Source organism: Dictyobacter aurantiacus, from assembly GCF_003967515.1.
Lineage (GTDB): Bacteria > Chloroflexota > Ktedonobacteria > Ktedonobacterales > Ktedonobacteraceae > Dictyobacter > Dictyobacter aurantiacus.
Window position 1 is genome coordinate 1,303,523 of the sequence record NZ_BIFQ01000002.1, and the last position, 18,158, is coordinate 1,321,680.

Genomic DNA, 18,158 nt, shown 5'->3' on the forward strand with positions numbered 1-18,158 from the left:
ACGCGCGTCCGCTGCGCGGCCGCGCTCGTTTTGTATGTTGGTGGATAGGATGCGCATCTGCGCATCCTATCCACCAACATACAATGGACTCGTGAGCGTCGGTGTGTTCACAAGTCAGTGATGTATTGGTGGATGCTTTATTGAGCTTTGTGGCCCTGCTGATCGAGTTGTTTAAAGTCTTCGTCGCTGAGCTGGATGTTTACCGCGGCGACATTCTCCTCCAGGTGTTTCACGCTGCTGGTACCAGGAATTGGGAGCATGACAGGGCTACGCTTCAGGATCCAGGCGAGAGCGATGCCACTGGGCGTGATATTGTGTTTTTTGGCGAGGGTATCAAGAAGGGTTCCTGGTTGGGCCAGATCACCAGAAGCCAGCGGAAACCATGGTATAAAGCCAATGTTGTGATTGGTACAATAATCAAGAACATCCTCGCTCTGACGGGTCACCAGGTTATATAGATTCTGTACCGTTACCACTTTGAAGAACTTCTGGGCCGCCTCAATTTCTTCAACGTTGACTTCACTGAGACCAACGTGGCGAATCAGACCTTCCTGCTGCATCTGCTTGATGGCATCAAATTGCTCATCGCGTGGTACCTTGGAATCGATACGATGCAGCTGCCAGAGATCAATACGCTCCAGGCCCAGGCGGCGCAAGCTCATCAGCACGCACTGCCGCAGGTATTCTGGTCGTCCCAGGGGAGGCCACATATCTGGTCCATGGCGGGTTAAACCGCCTTTAGTGGCGATAAGCATACCCTGATAGGGATAGAGTGCTTCATGAATCAGGTTCTCACTGACCTCGGGACCATAGCTATCGGCGGTATCAATAAAGTTTATGCCAAGCTCCGGCAGCCGTTTCAGTGTACGCAGCGCCTCCTCACGATCCTCTGGCTCTCCCCAGATGCCTTTACCGGTGATACGCATAGCTCCATAGCCAAGACGATTTATAGTAATGTCACCGCCAATGGTGAACTGACCACTGGCCGTGGCATTGATAGTGTTATTCATAATATGAGACTCCTTTTTTCGTCGAAATGCTTCATCCTCTGGCACGGAACAGCGGGAAACAAGGTTTCAATATTCTAGCGATGGGTGAAATCAGCTCTTCATGCATCAGCAGAAGTGTGATGGAGGGCATAGACAAGCTGTTGCAGAGGGCCATACAAATTTTAAGCCAGGAGAGCTATCTATCCTTGCATCTCTTCAGTTATTTATCTCATCAATTTATATTCTAACTCATCAGTATGAATTGCATCTCTAATTGTTAACCCTTGCTTTTTTCTTTCTTTGATTTTATCATTGTTCTGTCGAGATAATCTTTTCTAGTAGATCTATATACTTTTATACATCAATCACATTCTCCCTCCAGGCTCGATGGTGAGCTTTTCCTTTCCGGAAATGGAGGATCCTATCTCTATCAGATGCAGAAAAAAGAAGACAGAGAGGAAATCGCAATGCGGCATGTCCGAAGCATGAAGCTATCGTTTGCTATCGCTTTAACCCTCATGGTGACGTTTACCACGAACCTGGCGATGGCGGCAACTGTGACATCGTCCACCAATCATTCCAGTATCAATCACTCAGGTTCCACGCTCTCGGTTTCCAGCCAACTCAGTCAGCGGCGTTATGTCGCTTCGGGCGATCGCGCCTACGAAATTGGGAGTGAGGATGGCCGTTATCCAGCGATGGGCTTCCACACCCGTGGTGAGATGGGCGGCATCTGGATACCACCCATCAAGCTGCTCGATGGTATCTGGTTTGGCGTCAACAACCAGTGGATCGGGCCGGCAACGACCTTTACTTCTGGATACGGCTACGCGCAGATGGCTCTGCCAGCGACCAACGGTGTGCAGATCAGCCGTACAGATTTCGCCCCTGATGGGAAGCGCGCGGTGGAGTTCGGGTTGACACTGACCGCGCGGAGCGCCACGCAGATCAATCTCAATGTCGATGCTCATTCCGAGCTCATGAGCGCGTATCCATGGGGCTTTACCACCCCTTCTCAGGAGCAGTTTAACCTTCCTGATAGCGCGCAGTTTAACGGCAACCAGCTGGTATTCCAGGAGAGCGGGACACCTCCGACCGCCAATGCGACTCCCCATAACTGGGCAGCCATCGTTGGCGCGACCGGACTGACCCCCGCCAAAGGTGTCACCGGCAGCGCGTTCCGTGGTTCACAGGACCCGCCAGTGATCTGTCCTGTCTCTTCCCAGCCCGATAAATTTCGCTGCGACGACACGGCCTATGGGAAAGGTGCAGGTGGTGAACTTACCTACACCATCAAGCTGCCCGCCAAAACCAGCCGCACCATCTGGTTCACCGTAGCCGGATCGGACCAGGGCCTCGCCGATGCTCAGGCGCAGTACCAATCAGCGAGCGCGAATCCATCCGCCGAGTTCTCGGCAAAGACCGCTACCCGTAATGCGTTGGACCGCCAGACGCAGGTGCAGCTGCCATCTGACCCGGCGCTTGCCGCCGCGGTCGCCTGGAGCAAACAGAATCTCGCCGATCTGACCCAGCAGGCCGACAATGTACAGGTGCGCCCGACCGAAGAAGGGAAGGTGTATCCCGCGCCGATAGGGACGCTGCAGCACATGCGCTTTGAAGGCGCTGGCTTCCCTGACTATCCCTGGATGTTCGCGACCGACCAGGAGTACACGATGTACGCCCTGCTTGCCGCTGGCCAATTCAGCACTGCCGAGGATGGCTTACGCTCGCTGGCCACGGTCAGTGATATCGCCAACCATAAATCGGGAAAGGTTGTCCACGAGACTGTTACCGACGGCTCCGTCTATTATGGATTGAATGACGAACCCGGTGACATCGACGAGACAGCCAAGTTCCCGACCGCGGTAGCAATGGTCTGGCGCTGGACGGGGGATAACGCGTTCCGTGACGAGATGTACTCCTTTAGCCTGCGCAACATGCAGTACCTGGTCAATCTGACGAAAAATGACGACGACATATGGGCCGATGGCTCTGGTAATGTCGAGTCCAGCGTACTGGGCGCGGAACCGGTTGACGTCGCCACCTACATGATCCGTGGCCTGTATGACCTTGCTGACATGGCGGCGAGCAAACATGACGTCGCCACAGAGCAGTGGGCCACCGATCGCGCTAAAAAGATGGAGAGCGCCTTCCAGACCGCCTGGTGGGATGGGAGCATCCCGCAGTATGCTGATTCGCTCTCTGATCCCAGCAATCAGCAGTTGATGCAGCGCTGGTGGACCGGTGTCACGCCCATGGAAGCAGAGCTCTACCCGTCTGGTGCTCAACAGCCAGGGCTCGCGCCCACCGATGATGCTCTCAAGGCTCTGGCGTTGCGGGAGACCTCCTGTTACTCAGGTCAATGGGGACTGTACGTTGAGGGAGCACCAGGATGCGATCCCGGCACGTATCAGGGGAAGTCACAGCAGGCGTATACGCTCAACACCGCCGTCATGGCCGTCGCGCTCGGGAACTATGGTCTGTTGGGTCCCGGTCGGCAGCAGCGCTATACCGATGACCTGGCCCAGCTCCAGCTCGGTGCGGTTGCCGAGCAGCCAGGCGCGATGCCAGAGATTGGACCCTCGCCCGACTTTACCGCCAACATTGATCAACCGTTTAATGAGCGCTCCTCGCTTGAGCAGGCATGGGGTACCTATGGCGTACTGTGGCCTGTTGTACACCAGCAGCTCGGGGTTGATCCCCAGCTTGGTAACGGGCTGCTCGAAGTGCTCCCGAGCGTTCCCAACGGCCAATCGATTGTTGCGGCCCAAAACATCCGTGTTGGCACTGGCTCGATCGACGTCGAGGCCACCCACCATGGAAATAGCTGGACGACCACGGTAACGTCCCATCTGAACGCGACATTGCATGTTGGCGCAACGTTGCCAGCAGGCAGCCGCATCTTGAACGTCACCCTCAACGGTCAGAAGGTCGCCTACACCCTGCGCAACACGCATGCCGGACTCCAGGTGGTTGTTTCGACCTCCTGTGGATCGACCGCCCGCGTACATGTAGTCGCCAAATAGCAGGATGCGTTGAGTACAATCTTTTCAGGCATGGGCTTGATCCGCTCCATGGAGCGGATCAAGCCCATATCGCGTTCTGTTCAAGACTCTTTTCATCAGGGCTATCGATACCATTGTGTTTCTGTTTCATTGCCAGGTGCTTGAGGGCCGGGTAAGATTTCGCGTAGATATGCTCGTACCCCTTTTTCTTGTCGCCAGTTTTGTTTGTAGCCTAGTGATACCTCCTCAAAGCGCACTCCATCCCGGTAGTCCGTCGCTCGAACATGGACGTGACCATAGACGACCACACTAACAGGGAAGCGGGTGTGCCAGTTTTCTGTTCGGGTAGTGCCACACCAGAGAGAAAAACGCGGAATATTTTTGACGCGGGCAAATTCTTGTCGTAGAGGAAAATGGTTAATCAGAACAATAGAGGATGTGGGAGGAAGAGAGGCCAGGCGTTTTTCTGTATACGCTGTGCGTACCCTGCACCACTCACTGCGTGAAGAATAGGGGGTCGGATGCAAAATGAATTCATCATTGCATACCACCCCTGACTCTTCTGCCCAGGCAACCGCCTGTTCCATTGGTACATGGGCTGGACGAAAGCTGTAATCATAGAGGAGAAAGAGTGGCGCCAGAACTGTTGATCCGTTATTGGCCGGCCAGACGGGATAGGGATCTTCCGGGGTGGCAACGTTGTAGGAGCGGCAGATGGCGACCAGATCTTGATACTTTTCCTCGCCTGCGAGAGCCTTCTCTCCTGACGAAGGAATTGTCCACAGATCATGGTTTCCAGGCGTCCAGATTACCCTGGCGAAGCGGGCAGTCAGGATTGAAAGAGCATAGTGGAGGTGTGTTGTTGTCTCTCCAACGTCTCCCGCAACAATAAGCCAGTCTTCTGGATAAAAGGGGAGTTCTGCCAATGCCTGTCGATTGCCTGGAACACCGAGATGCAGATCGCTAATAGCATAAACCTTCATTGCGTATCCGTTTGTGATTCTGATTATATTAATACATACACATGCTATCAGCTATTATACCGCAATAAATCGCGTCAAAGCAGCGGGGGGGCGCGCGTATTTACACGCCGCGCGCCGCTGCTTTGACGCGATTTATTGCGGTATAACTTATCCTTTGACGCTGCCAGCTCCCAGACCGCCGCGCCAGAAGCGCTGCAGAAGGATACAACCGATTAGCAGTGGGATTGAGGAGACCAGCGCTCCCGCCACAATCAGGGGATAGAGGAAGTTGTTCGCTCCACCCGTGGTGATATTCCAGGTTTCCAACCCGACCGAGATCGGGAAGAGATTCTGGTCGCTCAGCATGATCAACGGGAGGAAGTAGTTGTTCCAGATCGCCACGAACTGGAAGAGTAGGATCGTCACCAGCGCGGGGACCATGAGCCGCATGGCGACCGTCATGAAGGTGCGAAACTCGCCAGCCCCGTCGATGCGGGCCGCTTCTACAAGTTCATCGGGTACAGAAGAGGCCACATAAATGCGTGAGAGATAGACCCCGAATGGACTGACGAGGCTGGGCAAGAGCACCGACCAGATGGTGTTGGTCAGGCCCACGCCACTCATCATCAAGTACAATGGCAGTGCCAGGGCTGTTGCCGGGACCAGGATGGCTCCCAGAATAGTCGCGAAGATGAGGTCGCGGCCGTGGAAATTATACTTTGCCAGGGCGTAGCCGGCCATGGCCGCCAGGAATGTACCCACAATCGAGCCCACTCCCGCGTAGAGTAACGTATTGAGTAGCCAGTGCACGTAGAGGCCACCGCTGTAGGTGAACAACTGTTGCAAGTTGCTCCACAGGTTAAAGCTGGAAGCGAACCAGAGGCCAAAGGTGTTGAACAGATCTCCTGTATTTTTGGTAGCCGAGACGACCAGCCAGAAGAAAGGGATCAGGAAGTACAGCGCGCAGATGATCAGGAATACCATCGCCACCAGGCCACTGCCGGAAGACTGGCGGGAACCTTGCCTTCTGACCTGCGAGGTTCTTTGTTTCTGGCTGATCGATACTGGAACCGAAGCGGTTTGTTGACTCATATGTTACACTCCTGCCTGCCGTCGTGTTACGCGCAAGAAACCGAAAGAGAAGACAAAGGTCACCAGGGCCAGGATAACCGATAGCGCGGCCGCGTAGTAGTAATTGTTGTAAGCAAAGGCGCTGTTATAGGCGTAGAGCACTGGTGTGAAGGACGTTGAGATGTTGTTCGAGATCGATGCAAGCACCTGTGGTTCAGCAAAGAGCTGCAGGGTTCCGATGATCGAGAAAACGCCTGTCAAAACCAGGGCCGGGGCAACCAGAGGCACCTTGATAAACCAGGCAATGTTCCATCCCGAACAGCCATCCAGGCGCGCGGACTCATAAATGTCCTGGGGGATGGCCTGCAGGGCCGCGAAGATAATCAGCATATTATAGCCTGTCCAGGCCCAGACCGCGATATTCGCGATTGACCAGAGCACGGTGCTATAACCGAGGAAGTCTGGTGCTGGTAGGTGCAGCGCCTGCAATCCCTTGACGATAGGTGAGAGGGCCGGATCATAGAGATAGCCCCACAGCAGGGCCGCGATAATGCCCGGAACAGCGTATGGCACGAAGAAGGCCAGGCGGAAGAAGGCCTTGAAGCGCACCACAGTTGAATCCAGCAAGAGAGCCAGCACGAGTGCCAGAAGCAGCATGATCGGGACCTGGACCACGCCATAGAGCAACATACGACCGATGCTGGCATAGAATTTCGCATCGATGAGTACAGCCGCATAGTTGCTCAGACCGCTGAAACCCACGGTCGCCCCGCTCAAGCCCAGTCCTGTACGCTGGAAATGGAAGGTACTCTGGACAATGGCATAGACGATAGGCGCGAGAAAAAACAGGATGAAAAGCACCCCGAATGGAAGGATAAACAGGTAGGGCGTCAGTACCCGCTTCCATGCAATAGAATGTTGGCGTCTACTCGTGGACGCACGGGAGCTTGCTGCGAGCGCCATTGCTTTTTCTCCTCTCTTGCTCAGGATTTGACATTAAAGCCCTGGTTTTGCATGAACAGGATTGTGCTCTGCTGAACTGAATTCAGGCCGTTCATTAGAGTATCCTGATTGTTGACGGCACCAGCAAAATTGTCACCGAAGTCGTTGTACACCTGGTTGATGGTGGGGCCCCATTGGTAGGTAGGATTCACATGTTGCGAGGCATCTTTAAATAAAATGCCGAGGTTCTGATTACCAAAGAAAGGCTGCGGACCGTTCACCAGGGGCGAGTCCAGATTTGACAGGCTGGCGGGATAAATGGCATTTCCTTTGATCATCTCTTCGACCGCCTGCTTGTTGGTATTGAGCCACATGGCGAAATCGGCGGCCTCTTTAGGATGTTTGGAACTGCTGAACACAGCGGTGGTAGAGCCACCCCAGTTTCCGTTGGCATACTGGCCTTCCTGCCATTGTGGAAGAGGGGCCGCGCGCCACTTGCCGGCTGTCTGTGGAGCATTCGGCTTGATGGTACCCGCGCCCCACGCGGCGGAGATCCAGGTAGCCAGGGTACCGGAGCCAATGTCATGGTACCAGGCATCCGCGAAGTCTGGCTCGGCTTTGATGAGGTTCTTGCTGAGCAGTCCCTGCCAGTAAGATGCAACCTTCTGTGCCTGCGGATTATTGATGTTCACTTTCCATGACTGGCCATCAATGCTGAACATCTGGCCGCCCGCCTGCCACACGAGACCGTTGAACCAACCTGGATCCCTGGCGGGGAAATCAGTAATGTATGCGTTGGGATCGGCGGCATGCAGTTTGGCGGCATCATCGGCATACTGAGCCCAGGTGGTTGGTACGGGCAGATTATATTTCTGGAAGAGATCCGCCCGATAGTAGAGGACCAGGGGGCCCGTATCCTGGGGCATAGCGTAGACTGAATTGCCCAGTGAGACCTGATTCCAGGTCCATGGTACAAACTGATTTTTGATGTCGTTTGCACCATATTTGGAGAGGTCGATCAGGGAACCGGTTGTTTCAAAGGTTGGCAGGACCTGATACTCAATCTGTGCCAGGTCGGGCTCGTTATTGGCTTTGATCGCCGTGTAGAGCTTGTTGTATTCGTTCGTACCACCACCTACATTGATCACATTCACGTGAATATTTGGATGGAGCTTAGTGTACTCGGCCGCCGCCTTATCAACGCCGGTGACCCAGTTCCAAAACGTCAGGGTGACCTGACCTCCTCCTCCGGATGAGCTACTAGCACTGGTGTCTGATGTTGAACTGCTACTGGAACCAGTTCCGCTGTCACACCCGGATAGCATGCCGAGGCACAGCGCGGCCAGCAATAGCAGCGGTACAATTTTCACCTTTGAAAATGCAAAGCGATCTGTCATGGCGATCTCCTTTCACCGTCAAGCGTATCAGCAATCTGCATTGCGATCGCGGTACGCATAAAGATCGGGGGGCTCTTACTGAAGGGGGTGGTGTTGAGACAGGAATTGTATTGCGTATATGACGAGAGCACGGTCCATTAAAGTAATGCCGGCAAGCTGTCAGGGACGACAACCGACCAGTATACTATGGATCGCCGTCATGTAGACCTCCACCAGTAATGGGCACCGTGGATGTAGCGATGAAACTCGTTGACAGCATTGTCAATGAACAGAAAATACAGGATACGTAAAATGTACCAGATTAATAGAAGTAAGTCAATATCGGATTTTAATGCTAGATGAGCTTATTTGTGTACTATGCTGATTGAATATTTGATTGATGCTGTAGAAACTGAGGGAAATAAACAATAAAAATATTAATGCACACATAATTTATAAATGTGCCGAACACACACTTTTACTGGCGTGCTGGAGCAGGAAAACGCATAGTGAATGAAGTGATCTTGACCGGGGGGAAGTGAAGGATATAGAATCGGAAGATAGGATCTTCCTTCTTCGAAAGGGGTAAGACGACGTGATCCTGAACTAAAGCGATTCACCTCTGAAAGGATAGATAATGATGCGGGCGAGTGTAAGAGAAAAACCATTGATGGGCAAAGGGACCATCTTATTTGTTGTAGGATGGTTGATTGCGATCATCGCGTTTTTAATACCGATGGATATATTTGGCATGTCATACATGTTTAGTGTTCACATGTCACAGCACCTCTTGCTCTCTCTCGTGGCGCCGCCACTGATCCTTCTGGGTCTTCGCCGAGAAAGCCTGCAAAATTTCCTGGATCGCCATTCCCTGCTTCAGCGCTGCCTGGCACTCTTAACGATTCCGGTGGTTGCCTCCCTCATTTTTAATGGTAATATCTGGCTCTGGCACGCTCCCGTGCTGATGCGGGCGATGATGAGCAGTGCATTTCTTCACGATGCTACCAATCTTCTCTACCTGGTTACCGGCTTTTTCTTCTGGTGTCCATTGTTGGGGCTGACGTTTGGGCGTAAGGATCTCTCACTGGCGGGCAAACTGGCCTATCTATTTTTCAGCGATATGCCGATGATGCTTTTGGGAGCAGGCATGACCTTTTCCCCACCTCTTTACACGTTTACGATGCCTCATCCCGCTATGCAGATGGCGGTGTCGGCGACCGATCAGCAACTGGGTGGACTACTGATGTGGGTGGTTGGTGGCGTTTTCCTGCTGGTCGTGGTCACCAGTGTGCTGTTCCTGCGCTGGATGTTGCAACAGGAGAAAACACAACAAGAAAAGGATCGCCTCCTGATTGAAGAAGAAGCACAGGCTTCTGAACCATTGGTATAATTATTTTGTGATAAAATGCGAATAATTATACCCTTCTTCACGAAGTCGAGGGGTAATAGTTATTTTTACCGTTTCCACATGGTTGGGATGATGGCATACACACATCTGCGCCTGAAAGGATCTCATGTCTGAAAAACTCAACATCCAGGATATTGCGCGCCTGGCCAACGTCTCGACGGGCACAGTTTCGCGTGTGTTAAATAACAAGCCCGATGTCAGCCCGGCGACGCGCGAACGTATCTTGCGCATCGTGGAGGAACAGGGATATGTTCCCAGTAGTACGGCGGTTGGATTGGTATCAGGGCGGAGCCGTTTAATCAGCGTGCTGGTGCCGGCACTGACGTGGCCGCTGATCCCCGAGATGATGGTGAAGGTAGCGGAAATTGTGGAAGGTACCCCGTATGAGATCGTGCTGTACAGTATCAGTAGCTCGAACCATCTGAGTGATTGTGGCAAGGTAATCGACCGCATCCTGGCGACGAGGCTGACAGCGGGCATGCTGGCGATCTTTCCGGGCCAATCGGCGCAACATCTTACCCACCTGCAGCGACAGGGTTTTCCCGTTGTTTTGATCGATGACCAGCATGCTCCGGTGGAAGGCGTTCCCTGGATCGGAGTGGATAACCGTGGAGGCGCGTATGAAGCAACGCGCTATCTTATCGCCCTGGGACACCAGCGTATCGCTTGCATTCAAGGTCCGATGAAGTATAAGGTCTCGCGCGATCGCTACCAGGGATATCAGGATGCCCTGCGGGACGCTGGCATCCCGCTCGACCCAGCACTGGTCCTGGAGGGTGATTTTATGTTGTCTGGTGGGCGCCAGGGTGCCAGAGAGCTGCTGGCGCGGCCAAAGTCCGAACGTCCGACCGCCATCTTCGCCCAGAGTGATCTGATGGCGTATGGAGTGATGTCCGCCGCGGCTGAATTTGGTTTAAGTATTCCGAAGGATATTTCATTGATGGGCTTTGATGACAACCCCTCATCCGCCCACATGCAGCCGGCCCTGACCACGGTTCAGCAGCCCTGCACCGAGATGGGTCAGCAGGCGATTGAGCTCTTGCTTCAACTGATAGAAGAGCCGCATCTCTATTATCGACAACAACCTGAAGATAAAAAGCAGGATTTGACAGAATACGCCCCACGCATCCAACTGCCAACTAACCTGATGATCCGTGATACCTGTAGAAAGCTATCAAAACGGGCTCTCCAGACTCCTGATCGCCACCAGCAAGCCGTTTCGGGTTAAAGCACAAGGTAGGCCCAGGACTTTCCTTGAGCCTACCTTGATAGAGAAACAACATGTCACAGCTAGAATTGTTGTTGGCCTGTCCAATATCCTGGGCAGGCTGACGGTTGCGTCTTATTGTGGGATAACCTCAATGCCACAGATCTTGGCATAGTTAACGACCGCGGTGAACTGGATTGAGACCGTACCGCTGCCATCGGTATTGGTGGTAAACTGCTTGACGATGGCCTTATTTTGTCCTCCCGCTGCGGCGAAGATGTCAAAGTTGCTCAGGACCTGGTTTCCGTTGATGCTGACATTGAAGGCACGCTGCCCGGCTGAAGTGAAGTAGACCTCCGCGAAGTGCAGGCGTACCGTATAGGCGGCATTAGCCTTCAGGGCGGGAATGGTATAGGTGAAGTTCCCATAGCGCTCACTCTGATAAACCGCCTGCGGGGCAGGATTGGTTACCGCGCTGGTATCGATGGTATTTGTTGTTGAGACGGCGGTGCCACTATTGTAACCGGTATCGGAACCAAAGTTACCAGCGATATTGCCACCGGTATTGATCGCTACAGCTCCCGAGGTATTGGGAATAAGCTCAATGCCGCAGATCTTGGCGTTGTTGACGACCGAAGTAAACTGCAGCGTGACCGTGCCACTGGCGTCTGCTCTGGTGTTAAACTGCTCGATGATCGCTTTATTCTGTCCTCCGGCAGCAGCGAAGATATCGAAATTGCTCAGGACCTGGTTTCCGTTGATGGTGACGTTGAAGGAGCGTTGACCAGCCGATGTAAAGTAGACCTCCGCGAAGTGCAAGCGTACTGTATAGGGAGAGTTGGCTGTCAGATTGGGAATGGTATAGGTGAAGTTGCCGTAGCGTTCACTCTGATAGACGCTCTGGGGTGCCGGATTGGGCACCGAACTGGTATCGACGGTATTCGTCGTTGAGACGGTGGTGCCACCGCTCCCATCGGTATCGGCGACAAAGTTGCCAGCGGCCCCGCCACCCGTATTGATGGCGACAGATGTACCTGGAGTCGGAGTCGGAGTCGGCGTTGGCGAACTGGCCGGTGTGACCTCAATACCGCTAATCTTGGCGTTATTGATGACCGAGGTGAACTGGATCGTGATCGTGCCACTGCTATCCGTGTTAGCGCTGAACTGTTTGACGATGGCTTTATCGGCCCCACCGGCGGCGGCAAAGACATCAAAATTGCTCAGGACCTGAGATCCGTTAATGCTCACGTTAAAGGAGCGCTGACCCGACGACGTAAAGTAGATCTCCGCGAAGTGCAGGCGCACATTGTAGGCTGTATTGGCCTTCAGGTTCGCGACGTTGTAGGTAAAGTTGCCGTAGCGTTCTGTCTGATAGAGATTCTGGGGAGCGGGATTGCTCACGGCGCTGGTATCGATGGCGCTGGTCGTGGAGCCTGTCTGACCGCCGTTGTAGTCGCCATCGGCGTAGAAGCCACCTGTTGCGCTACCACCAGAGTTGATATTGATCGCGCCATTGGCATCGGGATTGAGCAGAGTTGGAGGAGGAGCCAGAGAAAGCAGGTGGTCTTTGATGCCCTGTCCAAAGGCGGTGGGGGTACCATCGTAGTTGGTGATCAAGGCAGGGAAGCTGCTACAGTCATACGGATTCCAGGCCCAGCCCAGATAGCCCACACCATGCTGATCGTCCCAGTTCATGGCCGAGGTAACAAAGCCGGAAGCGCAATCGTTCTCGCCCAACTCACCGGTAATCACCGGCACCTGCGCGGCGACCGGCGCCACCTGCGAATCCCAGCAGCCGCTATTGTTGCAGCCGTTGAAGTTGTAGAGGTGCCAGGAGGCAGCCAGGTTGTTCTGAGGATCGTTAGGTTTGTTCTGCAACCACTGAGAAAGGTCATTGGACCAGGCCAGGCCGCCGGCCATCAAAATGTTTGTTGACCCGGTAGAACGCACGGCATTGACCATCGATTGCATGCCAGCAGCGGCAAAGTTCACATCACCACAGGGAGACTGATTGGCACCGGAGCTCCCATTCAACCAGCAACTCCAACTGGCGGGATGGGGCTCATTGTACAGGTCGAAGATAACGGATGAATTGTTTTTGAAGGTATTGGCCACCGAGGTCCAGAAGGCACCGGCATGGTCGGCATCAGGCATCAGATCCTGACCCGTCGATTGGTTTCCGCCCGGCGCAGCCCAGTGGAGGTCGAGGATGACCGCTATATTTTTGGAATTGAGCAGATTGACATAACTGATAATTTGTTGCTGGTAGGTGCTGGCCGATGAGGAGTTCGGCAGTCCGTTGATACCCAGCCAGCAATCTTCATTGAGTGGAACGCGAACGGTATTGACGCCCCAGCTAGCGATGGCGGCCACCGAGGTGGCATCGCTGGGACCATCAAAGACACCACTACTGTTGACGCAGATATATTCAGTGCCGGCACGATCAACACCATGGGGGGTAAAGACCTGGCCACTGCTATTGAGAATGTGATTTCCTACGATGTGCAGACCGGTGATGGGGCTGGCGGCGTGAGCCACGCGGCTGGGGGAAGTGGTGGCGAAGCTGATAAATACAGTGGCGAGCATGGCCAGCAGAACCATTACGCTGAGCCATCTACGCCGTAACAATGTGGCAACACACATGTTTTGCTACTCCTTCTGTGGAAGCAAAGATATCTGTCTATGCGATATCATTTCGTACTGACATCCTTGCAATACGGTGTGTCATGCTAATACCCTGCAGGCTCAACAATGAAGAAGAGGGTATTAATTGTTGTTATATCTGCCTATAGGTGTGTGCCAGACCTCCTTTCCTGCTCTGAGTGCTATAACATATACTGACATCATGTACTCTGAGGCTGATAAAATACAAATACGCATCGAAGAATACCATAATGCAGATCACCGATTGGGTGCAGGATGGGCTCTATAAAGAGCATTATATTAGAAATCGCCTGCACGCTTTTCGTAACCGATTACGCAAGCATCAGAGAAAAAGATAATTAATAGGCTTAAATACTTTCCGTAATCGTTTACGGAAATAGCATACCCGAAAAAAAAAGCTTTTGTCAAGACATGAGAATATCAGGGCGCTATTCAAATTTTTGCGGAGAGTGCAACTTGAGAGCACGTATGAAGAGAAAAGACCACAGTACGTGTGGGCGAGCATGCTGTCAAGTTGAACGTATTGGGGGCAAACCAGTTTTTTTGTAAGCATCGAGCTGCCAAAGAATCCGAAGATCCTCTGTCAATTGACGACAGAGGATCTTCGTCCAATGTTGAGTTATTTAGTGTAGATCCAGACGCGCATCTCACCTGGCTGGCGTTGATCCCAGACGTAGTAGGGGATGGCGGTGAGGGTATGTGGGTGAGACTGCGGAGGCGTCGTTTTATACAGTGTATCCGACCAGTCCGTGCTGTCTACAGCGGTTGCTGGAGCCTGGATGACAGCGATGCCCCCTAACAGCTCTGGTTCGAAGTGGCTCTCGAGTGTCGCCGCTTCGGGCAGGCGGATGTGGTGCAGGGGGACCGCGTTATCCGTGCCTTCCAGGCAGTAGACCAGCGGGCCACGCTGCAGGGCGACGCAGTTGATATCTTCGCGCACATCTGGATGGGCATAGACGCGTGCCACGGGCATGGTCAGATTGAGGACAACCTGGTCGCCACTCTGCCAGCGTTTCTCAATGCGCGCATAGCCCTTTTGCAGTTGATCGAGCGCTACCGTCTCGCCATTCACGGAGAGCTGTGCATCCTGACACCAGCCCGGAATACGCAGATTCAGACCAAATGTAGCAGGCTCAGCGAGCGTCACCGCCAGGCTGACCGCGCCATCCCAGGGATAGTGTGTTTCCTGCCGCAGCGTCACATCGCGACCAGCGATCGAGAGCTTACCTGTCCCCTGGATATAGAGGTGCGTAAAGATGTCAGTATCATTGGCCGTATAGACATACTGGCCCAGCGACATCAATGTACGTGCTATATTAGGGGGGCAGCAGGCGCACTTGAACCATCCAACGCGGTGATGATCGCCTTTGCTCTCCAGCGGATTGACATAGAAGTATTTGCTGCCATCGAGCGAGATGCCGCTCAGCATCCCGTTGTACAGCGCGCGCTCAAGCAGATCCGCATAGCGGCTATCGGCGTCGAGCTGTAGCAGACGGTGATTCCACATCGCCAGGCCGATTGAGGCGCAGGACTCCGCATAGGCCGTCAGGTTCGGCAGATCATAATCTTCCGTGAAGCCCTCGTTCTTTGCGGTCGAGCCGATGCCACCGGTAATATAGAGCCGTTTGCTCACGAGATGATGCCAGAGGCGCTCACCCGCCTGGAATAGCGCCTCATCATACTGCTCCTTGACCAGGTCGGCGACCGCGCTATACAGATACATGGCGCGCACCGCATGACCAACCACCTCGGTCTGCTCGCGTACGGGTAGGTGCGACTGGTTGTACTCATATGTTCTCGCCCAGAAATTTTCTGGAGTATCGCCGCGCTCGCGTGCTTCCTGATCAAAGTAATGAGGTTGTTTGCCACGCTCATCAACAAAGTACTGGCTCAGCTTCAGGTAACGCTGCTCGCCGGTGGCGCGATAGAGCTTGACCAGGGCCAGTTCGATCTCCGGGTGCCCGCTGTATCCCCGCTTCTTTCCCTCTTCAAGACCGAAGGTGCGATCCAGGTAATCGGCGTAGCGGCACACGATATCCAGCAGCGAACGCTTGCCGGTCCCCTGGAAATGCGCCACAGAGGCCTCAATCAGGTGTCCCGCGCAATAGAGCTCATGCAGATCGCGCATATTCGACCAGCGCTTCTCTGGTTCCACCTCGGTAAACCAGAGATTGAGATAGCCATCTGGCTGCTGAATGGAGCGAATAAACTCGATCGTCTCATCGAGCAGGGCATCCAGTTTCGCATCGGGATGCGTAGCCAGGCTCAAGCTCGCCGCCTCAACCCACTTCGTAATATCTGTCTCCCAGAAAACGTAGGGGATGGGATGCATGCCCCGCTTCCATCCACGCTTCTCAGCATCAAAATAGTGATTCAGCTTCATCTGCTCATACATCGTTGGTAGCGTATTGTCGCGTACCGTGCGCAGGCGAGGAGCCCAGAAGGCATCCTCGATGGTAACCGCCGTATGAGAGAGAGCGTTGGAACTGCGCCTTGCCTCCGCCTGCCGGGCCGATGATGGAGAAGATAATGTCATTGTCCATTCCCTTCATAGCTAAGAGTGTACCAGTCGCAATTGTCTATGCAGTCGGTCATCCATGACCGTGCATCCCTTTATTCCTTCACCGCGCCAGCCACCAGGCCGGAAGTGATGTAACGCTGACCAAAGATAAACACCAGGATAATCGGCAGGGCCGCGATCACCGAGACCGCCATCAGATCGTTCCAACGTACCCCGTATTCGCCGATAAACTTGTAGATACCCAGTGTCAGGGGACGCCTGCTATCGTCGGAGATCAGCGTTAGTGGGAACAGGAAGTCGCTCCAGCCCATCAAGAAGGTGAGGGCTCCCACAGTCAACATGCCGGGACGCGAAAGCGGCAGAATGATGCGGTAGAACGCTCCCCATAGATTACAGCCATCGATAAAGGCCGCATCCTCCAGGTCACGCGGCAGACTTAAAAAGTAGGGACGTATCACAAGCGTGGCAAATGGTAGCGTACGCGTCGTGACCGCCAGGATTACCGCCGGGATAGAGTTGACCAGGCCGATCTGCGAAAAAATCACGAACAGCGGCAGGGCGAGCATGATGCTGGGAAACATCTGCACCACCAGGAAGACCAGCAGCAGCCCCTGTTTTCCCTTGATAGGCAAGCGCGCCAGGCCATAGGCCATCGGCGCGGCCAGCACCAGCGTCAATATCATCGTGCCCAGCGCGATCTGCAGACTATTGCCCATATAGTGCCACATATCCGTGTTCTGGATAAAGTTGGAGATATACGGGCTCCAATCGATCTGGTGTGGAAAGAAGGTCGGTGGTGTACTGAACAATTCGGACGTATTTTTGAGCGAACTGACGATCACCCAGTAGAGAGGAAAGATCATCACCACCGTAAAGAAGATTCCCAGCACCGTGAGCATGATCGTGTTCCAGGAGCGGCGGTTGAGGGCGGGCCTCTTCGTGCCGCGATATGAATTTTGCGTGGTAATCATCAGGCTACCTCCTCTCGTCGCAGCAGGAACAGATAGATCGCGCTCACGCCCAATAAGAGCAAGAACATTAACGTCGCGATGGCCGCTCCCGAGCCCAGATCAAACTGGCCGAAGGCGATGCGATAGGCATACAATGGCATGGCTTCAGTCGCGTTAACCGGGCCTCCACCAGTCAGCACATAGATCAGATCAAATACATTCAATGTATAGATGAAGCCCAGCATCAGAACCGTCAGGCTGGTTGAACGCATCAGGGGGACCGTGATATGCCAGAAGCGTCCGAACCCGTTTGCCCCATCAACGACCGCCGCCTCGTACAGCGAATCCGAGATACTCTGCAGACCGGCTAAGAGCAACGACATATTAAAGGGGATGCCAATCCAGATATTCGCAATGATCACGGCCCACAGGGCCAGTTGCGGGCTCGTCAGCCAGCTAATGGGCGAGGAGATTATGTGCAGGCTCTGCAAGATGTAGTTCACAATGCCCGAGTCGCTCTGCAACATCCACTTGAAGATCGTCGCGCTAACAATCACTGGTAGCATCCAGGCGATCATAACCGAACCACGCATCACGCCAACCAGCGGGATATGCCGATTGAACAACAACGCCATCGTGAAGCCGATCACATATTGAAAGACCAGCGAGGCGATAGTAAAGATCAGCGAGACGATCAGCGAAGAGCGGAAACCAGGGTCAGAGAGCACAGTATGATAATTATCCAGGCCAACGAATGGAGTATTGCCAGTCAACAGGCTCCCTACGTTTACCTGCTCAAAGCTATAGATGATCATGGTAATAACCGGATACACCAGAAAGCCAAGCAAGAACAGGGTCGCGGGCAGCAAGAACAGATACGGGCTCAACGATTTAAAGATACGCCGCCTCACCGGACGCTGAGTCATAGTCTCCGATATGGATGGAGAGGAATTGACAAGCGTAGACACGGTAAAAATCCTCCTTACTATGATCGAGTCAGGCGCGGGATAAAGAGTAAGCGCTTTCTCGATAGAGAGAAATACGCCAGCTCTTTATCCAAAGC

At 53.7% G+C, this 18,158-nt stretch carries 12 protein-coding genes; 3 read left to right on the forward strand and 9 right to left on the reverse strand.

Going from position 1 to position 18,158, the window contains the following annotated elements:
* Positions 1–137 precede the first annotated feature (137 nt).
* On the reverse strand, positions 138–1,010 hold the full coding sequence (locus KTT_RS30185; protein ID WP_126601396.1) for an aldo/keto reductase: 873 nt from the start codon (positions 1,008–1,010) through the stop codon (positions 138–140).
* Positions 1,011–1,456: 446 nt separating this feature from the next.
* Here KTT_RS30185 and KTT_RS30190 point away from each other — a divergent pair, with 446 nt between their 5' ends.
* A complete protein-coding gene (locus KTT_RS30190; RefSeq protein WP_126601397.1) occupies positions 1,457–4,015 on the forward strand; it encodes a glucosidase family protein in 2,559 nt (852 codons plus the stop codon).
* A 101-nt stretch (positions 4,016–4,116) separates the two neighbouring features.
* Here KTT_RS30190 and KTT_RS30195 read toward each other — a convergent pair whose 3' ends face one another.
* The 4 genes from KTT_RS30195 to KTT_RS30210 form a co-directional block, all read right to left on the reverse strand.
* Complete coding sequence (locus KTT_RS30195; RefSeq protein WP_126601398.1) at positions 4,117–4,977, reverse strand: metallophosphoesterase family protein; 861 nt, start codon at positions 4,975–4,977, stop codon at positions 4,117–4,119.
* 147 nt (positions 4,978–5,124) lie between these two features.
* Entirely contained in the window at positions 5,125–6,048 is a 924-nt protein-coding gene (locus KTT_RS30200) for a carbohydrate ABC transporter permease (protein ID WP_126601399.1), read from the reverse strand.
* Between the two features lie 3 nt (positions 6,049–6,051).
* Positions 6,052–6,990: a carbohydrate ABC transporter permease gene (locus KTT_RS30205; protein ID WP_126601400.1), complete on the reverse strand. Its 939-nt coding sequence runs from the start codon at positions 6,988–6,990 to the stop codon at positions 6,052–6,054.
* Between the two features lie 20 nt (positions 6,991–7,010).
* Positions 7,011–8,366, reverse strand: a complete 1,356-nt coding sequence (locus tag KTT_RS30210) for an ABC transporter substrate-binding protein (protein ID WP_126601401.1) — start codon at positions 8,364–8,366, stop codon at positions 7,011–7,013.
* 616 nt (positions 8,367–8,982) lie between these two features.
* Here KTT_RS30210 and KTT_RS30215 point away from each other — a divergent pair.
* Together KTT_RS30215 and KTT_RS30220 are read left to right on the forward strand one after the other, a co-directional pair.
* The gene (locus KTT_RS30215) at positions 8,983–9,735 is read left to right on the forward strand and encodes a cytochrome c oxidase assembly protein (protein WP_126601402.1); all 753 of its coding nucleotides are present in this window, start codon (positions 8,983–8,985) and stop codon (positions 9,733–9,735) included.
* Positions 9,736–9,859: 124 nt separating this feature from the next.
* Entirely contained in the window at positions 9,860–10,981 is a 1,122-nt protein-coding gene (locus KTT_RS30220) for a LacI family DNA-binding transcriptional regulator (RefSeq protein ID WP_126601403.1), read from the forward strand.
* A 114-nt stretch (positions 10,982–11,095) separates the two neighbouring features.
* On the opposite strand, the gene KTT_RS30225 is transcribed toward KTT_RS30220, so the two are convergent.
* From KTT_RS30225 to KTT_RS30240, 4 genes are all read right to left on the reverse strand, one after another.
* Positions 11,096–13,603, reverse strand: a complete 2,508-nt coding sequence (locus KTT_RS30225) for a malectin domain-containing carbohydrate-binding protein (protein ID WP_126601404.1) — start codon at positions 13,601–13,603, stop codon at positions 11,096–11,098.
* Positions 13,604–14,243: 640 nt separating this feature from the next.
* Positions 14,244–16,160 (reverse strand): glycoside hydrolase family 127 protein, encoded by a 1,917-nt coding sequence (locus tag KTT_RS30230; RefSeq protein WP_126601405.1) that lies wholly within the window; start codon positions 16,158–16,160, stop codon positions 14,244–14,246.
* Between the two features lie 77 nt (positions 16,161–16,237).
* Positions 16,238–17,116, reverse strand: coding sequence for a carbohydrate ABC transporter permease (locus KTT_RS30235; RefSeq protein ID WP_126601406.1), 879 nt, complete (start codon positions 17,114–17,116; stop codon positions 16,238–16,240).
* A complete protein-coding gene (locus KTT_RS30240) occupies positions 17,116–18,063 on the reverse strand; it encodes a carbohydrate ABC transporter permease (RefSeq protein ID WP_126601407.1) in 948 nt (315 codons plus the stop codon). Before KTT_RS30240 ends, KTT_RS30235 begins: the two co-directional genes overlap by 1 nt.
* Between the last annotated feature and the right edge of the window lie 95 nt (positions 18,064–18,158).